4 protein-coding genes are annotated in these 5697 nt (G+C 73.4%); 1 reads left to right on the top strand and 3 read right to left on the bottom strand.

Going from position 1 to position 5697, the window contains the following annotated elements:
- Positions 1-820 precede the first annotated feature (820 nt).
- The 3 genes from E6U81_RS39265 to E6U81_RS39255 all read right to left on the bottom strand — a co-directional run bounded on the left by E6U81_RS39265 (position 821) and on the right by E6U81_RS39255 (position 4682).
- Positions 821-2824 (bottom strand): AAA family ATPase, encoded by a 2004-nt coding sequence (locus E6U81_RS39265; protein ID WP_136234768.1) that lies wholly within the window; start codon positions 2822-2824, stop codon positions 821-823.
- A 117-nt stretch (positions 2825-2941) separates the two neighbouring features.
- Entirely contained in the window at positions 2942-3334 is a 393-nt protein-coding gene (locus tag E6U81_RS39260) for a nuclear transport factor 2 family protein (protein ID WP_136234767.1), read from the bottom strand.
- Between the two features lie 106 nt (positions 3335-3440).
- Entirely contained in the window at positions 3441-4682 is a 1242-nt protein-coding gene (locus E6U81_RS39255; protein ID WP_136234766.1) for a cytochrome P450, cyclodipeptide synthase-associated, read from the bottom strand.
- A 232-nt stretch (positions 4683-4914) separates the two neighbouring features.
- Between E6U81_RS39255 and E6U81_RS39250 the strand changes: the two genes are divergently transcribed.
- Positions 4915-5487, top strand: a complete 573-nt coding sequence (locus E6U81_RS39250; protein ID WP_136234765.1) for a GNAT family N-acetyltransferase — start codon at positions 4915-4917, stop codon at positions 5485-5487.
- The last annotated feature ends 210 nt before the right edge of the window (positions 5488-5697 follow it).

Genomic DNA, 5697 nt, shown 5'->3' with positions numbered 1-5697 from the left:
CGGAGAGCTCGGGTGGGATGGTGCCCTCGACGGTGAGGCCGGTGGCGGTGACTTCCTCCGCGACGGGGGTGAAATGGCCGGTCAGGTAGGGCGGCTTCGCAATCGTCATGACACGAACTCCTTCAAGAAGTGGATGAGCGGGAGGCCCTGGGCCTGGCTCCGGCCGGGCAGGGGCAGATGAGGATGGGTGGGAGCGGTGCGGGCGGGCCCGCCGCGACCGGGACCGCGGCGCACAACGGCCGGGTGGTGTTCACCGGGCCGTAAGCCGGCCCCGTGTTCCGGCGCGGACGCCGACCGCGGCGCGTGCGCGGAGCCGGCCGCGGTCGATGCCCGTGCCCGGCCCCGCGCCGGGCCGGCGGGGGGTGGCCACCGACGACGCCGTCGCGCCGGGAAAGCGGCCGGTGGAAGCGGCCCTGAACACGCGACGGGGATGACCGCCGGGGTGCCCGGCAGGTCGATCCGCCCGGTCCCGCGGCAGGCCGCGGCCCGGTCCGGACGGAAACCGGCCCAGTGCCGGGGCGAGTGCGCCCGGCCCGAACGCGAGCCCGGCGCCGTCGCGGCCGCGCGGCAGGGGCGCGTACACGGGCGGGGCCACGAGCCCGGGCGAGAACCGGGCCGCGGCGGGTGCCCCGAGTGCCGGCCCCCGCCACAGTCCCGGCCGGCGGGTCCGGGCCGGGGGCCGGTCCGTCCGTGTGCGTGCTGCGTTCATGGCTCACACACTCGCGCCGGCCGGTGTCCACTCTCCAGGCCCGGCGGGGACGGGGTGTGTCCACTGCTGTCCGTACCTGTCCACCCCGTCCCACCACCGGGCAGCCGGTCCCTACGGGCGCGGGCCCCGCAGCTCCCGTTCCCACAGGGCCTCGCAGAGCAGGTCCAGGCCCTGGCGCAGATGGCGGCGGTAGGTGCCGTACGGGAGGCCGAGGCGGCGGGCCGCGCCCTCCTGGGTCGGCACACCGGAGAAGTACCCCGTCGTCAGGGCCTCGCGGGCGCGCACCCCGCGCGGGTCACCGGCGAGGTCGTCGACGGTCCGGCGCAGCAGCGTGCGCAGCTCCTCGACGGGATTTCCGAGGTCGGCGGCGAGTCGCGTGCGCAGCAGGGCGCAGGCGGCGAAGGCGCTCGGGTCGCGCCAGTGCGCCAGCGCTTCGCGCACGGCCTGGTCGAAGGCGGTGCGCGAGAGGGCCGGCGGCCCGGCCGGGACCGGCACCTCGGGGGCCGATATGAAGTGGAAGAGCCACGTCTCCACGGGGATCTCGCGCCAGTCGACGCCGAACACCCCGTAGGTGTGCTCGCCGACCCGGGGGCGCTCCCCGGTGTCGCGCAGGGTGCCCTTGACGCGTTCGGCCCAGGCCTCGGCGTCCTGGAAGACGGCGAAGCCGAAGGCGCGGCCGCGGGCCCGGGCGGCCTCCGCCTGGGCCCGGGAGCTGCTCAGGTCGATGACCCGCGAGGGGACCTGGTAGCGCTCGGGGTAGACGGTGAAGCGGCTGATCCCGATGTGCTCGCCGGGGCTCACGGGGGCGGTGGCATCGGTGTACCGCCACGCGGCCGCGACCACGGGGTCGGCGGCGAGGTCCTCGGGGTCGGGAGGGGCCGGCAGGGCGAGCCGGGCCGTGAAGGCGACGATCCGGCCCGTACTCACGAGACGGTAGACGCTGAAGGCCTGCGGCTGGCGCCGTGCCCAGTAGCGGACCAGTTCCGCCGAGGCGGGCCCCTCGGTCTCCTCGGCCATCCGCAGTACGACGTCCATGTCCTCCGGGTGCAGCGGACGGTCGTGCATCTCCTCGTCGCGTGACCAGGTGCGCAGCCGGGACAGGGTCTCGCCCTCCCGGAAGAGGTAGAAGAGCTCGTCGGTGACGGTCCACACCCGCTCCTCGGGCGCCTCGCGCAGGATGCGCAGGTACTCGTCCGCCAGGCGTCCCCGGATCGCCTCGAACGCGTTGGGGGCGCGCCAGCGCAGGTCGGCGGCGAGCGTCTCGCGGGCGGCGTCGTGCGGGTGGAGCCCCCGGTGCGTGGACTCCATGAAGGGCAGGTCCCGCAGCCAGGAGAACAGCAGGTGGGCGTCCTCTCCGGGCAGTACGCAGGACAGCAGTTCCTCGGACGTCGAGTGTGCCTGGGCCGCCACCTCCAGGGCGCGGCGGTGGGCGGCCGTGGGGACCTCGCCGACCAGCCCCGCCAGCAGCGTGCGCAGGACGTCCGCAGACGGGGCCCAGATCTCCTCCCGGGCACAGCCCGCCGATCCCGCCGCGGCGGCGAGGGACAGGGCCAGTGGATTGCCGCCGGCGAAGCGCAGCACCCGGTCGCGCAGTTCGGGCCGGATCTGTGCCGCCACCAGCAGGCTCCGGGCCTGGTCCTCGGAGAACGGCTCCAGCTCGGTCACGTGCAGGAGCCCGGACCAGGCCGGGTCGGCGGTCCACTGCGGCTGCGGAGCGCGCCGCCCGGCCAGTACGACCAGGGTGTCCTCCGCGGCGCGGGGCAGGAAGTGGTGCCACAGCCAGCTCTCCAGCCACTGGCAGTGGTCGAAGGAGTCCACGAACAGGACCGTGCCCGGTACGTCGAGGAACGGTCCGGCGGCCTGCTCGAAATCGATCGGGTCCCGGCTGACGAACCGGCCGTCGAGCTCGACGAGCAGCCGGCCCGCCTCCCGGGCGTGGTCGGCCAGCCGCCTGAGCAGCGTGGACTTCCCGATGCCGCCCGGCCCGCACACGTAGAACGCGAACGGGGCCTGCGCATCGCCGGCCAACGCCGCGCCGAAGAGCCCGAGTTCCTCCTCCCGGCCGATGAAGGCCTGCACTCGGGCCCGGCTGAGTCTTTCCCCTACGGACGCCATGAAGTTCCCATCCTCCTTGTTCCAGCACCGGGCGCCCTGTCGTGCCCGCAGGCACAGAGAGCGCTCTCTTCCGCTTCGGATTGCCCCGCGGAGCTCCTGGCGGAGCCCCCGGTCACATCAATTGACGCTGCCGAGGTCCCCGTCGTCGGGGTGGCCGGTGACCAGGAGGGTGGTCTCCTCGACGCACTGGAAACGGCCGTCGGGGGCCATGCGGGCGAAGAGGTAGACCTCGGTGCGGGAGGTGCGTCCGTTGTGCTGGGTGAGGGTGACGGTGTGGCGGTCGGCGTAGCGCGGCCCGTCGCGGAGCTCGTCGTGGACCTCGATGTCCCCGCTGCGGACCAGGGTGCGCAGACGCGTCATGTGCTGGACGAAGGAGGCCCGGTCGCTCCACACACCGTCGGTGCGCTGGCGGTAGTCGGGGGTGAAGTGCCGCTCGACGGCTTCGTCGAGGTCGAGGCCGGGGGTGAACAACAGGTCGTTGATGGCTCTGGTGATGTCGGTCGATGTCATCGTCGTCTTTGCCTCGGGGAGTGGGGGGTTTGCGGTAACGGCCCTGCGGGACCGGGGGATACGGGGCGTTGCCCGCCCCGGCCGAGGCCGCCCTGCTAGACGGGCCTCAGCCGCGGCGGGTTCCACTTCCGTGGACGGGAGTGAAGTCCAGCGAGAGGGAGACCGGGCCCCGTGTGTACAGGCCGGCCTCCCGGTAGCGGAACCCGGGGCTGTAACGGACCCCGTCCAGCAGGGGCAGGAGCAGCGCGGCGACGGTTTCGATCTCGGCGCGTGCGAAGGCCGCGCCGACGCACTGGTGGAGCCCGGTCCCGAACGCCAGGTGTTGGGCGGCCGCGGTGAACGAGCGGGCCGTGCCCAGGTCCGCGCGGTGGATGTCGAAGGTGTCCGGGTCGGCGAACGCGTCAGGATCGCGGTTGGCCGCGCCGATCATGCAGAAGACGGTGGCACCCGCCGGGATCGTGGTGCCCGCGAAGACGGCGCTCTCCTCGGTCTGGCGGGGGATGAGCCGGACGGGCGGGGTGAGGCGCAGGGTCTCGGCGATCGCGGCGGCCAGCAGCTCCGGGTCCCGGCGGACCTGTGCCATCTGCTCGGGGTGGTCGATCAGGTGCTTGAAGAGGAGGGCGATGGTCTTGTCCGCGGGTTCGGCGGCCGCGACCAGCACGTTGATGATCAGCGCGGTGACATCGCGGTCGGTCATGGTGACGCCGTCGAACTCGGCGGTGCACAGTTTCGATATCAGGTCCTCGCCGGGCAGGCTGCGCCGCTGCCGGATCACGGGGGCGAGGTAGGCCTCCAACCGCTCCGCGCAGTCCAGGCAGTGCCGGCGGCGCTCGGGGGTGAGGGCCAGGCTGGTGACGAACTCGGCGACCCCGGCGTGCCAGTCGGCCACCTGTTGCCAGTCGGCTCTGTCCAGGCCGAGGACGTCCAGGGCCACGTGGACGGCGAACGGCTTGCCGAAGTCGTTGACCAGGTCCACCCGGCCCCGCGGGAGGAACGGTGCCATGAGTTCGGCGGCGTTGGTGTGGATGGCGCGTATCTGGCCCTGGAGGGCGGAGCCGGTGAAGCCCCGTACGACGATCTTCCGCTTGGCGGTGTGCTCCGCGCCGGTCATCTGGGCGAGGACCCGCCCGCGCATCACGGGTTCGGCGCGCACCTGGAGCATTTCGGTGCTGAACCTCTCGTGGTCGGTCAGCACCCGCTTCACGTCCCGGTGGCGGGAGAGGAAGTAGCTGTCGATCGCAGGCTCGTAGTGCACCGGAGTCCGCTCCCGCAGCCCGGCGTAGAAGTGGTGGGGCGCGGCGGCGAACTCGTCGGACAGCACGCTGAAGGGGGGATGTGCCAGGGGCATGTTCGGACTACCTCTCGAAGGGTGCGCAGCGCGCGAAGTGGGGGGTGGGTGCGCGCGGCGACCCGGCCGAGGACGGTGCTGCCCCTCGACCGGTCCGTGCGGCGAGCGGATGTCCGTCCGCCCACGGCCCGTGCCTCGCGCGGAAGTTCGACGGATAGTACCCAGGTCGGAAGAACGGCCGGCCCGGGCCCGCCGGCCGGTGGTCCGCCGCCACGCGTGGCACTGTGGTCCCATGGCCATCGAAGTCCGCCCCGCATCGGTCATCGAGGACGTGCGCGCCCTGCTCGGCCCGAAGTCCCCCGAGGCCAACGTCTGCTGGTGCCTGAGCTACCGCGTCCCCTCGAAGCTCAACAACGAACTGCGCGGTCCGGCCCGCGGAGAGTACGTCGCCGAGCTGTGCCGCGGCGCAACCCCTCCGGGGGTCATCGCCTACGAGGACGGCGAGCCCGTGGGCTGGGCGGCCGTGGCTCCGCGCGCGGACACCTCGTTCGCCCGCAGCCGCACGATCCCGCACGTCGACGACCTGCCGGTCTGGTCGCTGTGGTGCATCCGGGTACGCCCCGGCCACCGGAAGAAGGGCATCTCGCACACCCTCATCGCCGGCGCGGTCGACTTCGCCCGCGCCCACGGCGCACCCGCGATCGAGGCCTACCCCCTCGACAACGGCGCGGCCCGGGCCGACCTGACGATGGCGTACCCGGGGCTGCGCAGGAACTTCGAACGCGCCGGCTTCGTGCACGCCGCCGACACCACCTCCGTACTGGCCGGTCACCCCCGGGTCCTGATGCGCCTCGACCTGCGCTGAGCAGGCGGGACGGGCGGGGCGACGGCCGGCGCCACCCGTCTGCACCCCCGCCCGCCCCGTCCGCACCCCTCGCTAGGGTCTGCCGTCAAAGTGATCTTGCGTTGTGGATCATGGTCGGGTGATACGTCGCCATGAACTGTCGGACGCTGAGTGGGAACTCGTGCAGCCGTTGCTGCCTCGGCCCGTGCTGGGGCGGCCGCGGCTGGACGA

Source organism: Streptomyces sp. A0592 (assembly GCF_004795115.1).
In the GTDB taxonomy this organism is placed as follows: domain Bacteria; phylum Actinomycetota; class Actinomycetes; order Streptomycetales; family Streptomycetaceae; genus Streptomyces; species Streptomyces erythrochromogenes.
This window is presented reverse-complemented; position numbering and strand designations above follow the sequence as displayed.

Coding starts and splice junctions, on each gene's coding strand:
- E6U81_RS39265 (WP_136234768.1), bottom strand. CDS start 2,824: ATGGCGTCCGTAGGGGAAAGACTCAGCCGGGCCCGAGTGCAGGCCTTC.
- E6U81_RS39260 (WP_136234767.1), bottom strand. CDS start 3,334: ATGACATCGACCGACATCACCAGAGCCATCAACGACCTGTTGTTCACC.
- E6U81_RS39255 (WP_136234766.1), bottom strand. CDS start 4,682: ATGCCCCTGGCACATCCCCCCTTCAGCGTGCTGTCCGACGAGTTCGCC.
- E6U81_RS39250 (WP_136234765.1), top strand. CDS start 4,915: ATGGCCATCGAAGTCCGCCCCGCATCGGTCATCGAGGACGTGCGCGCC.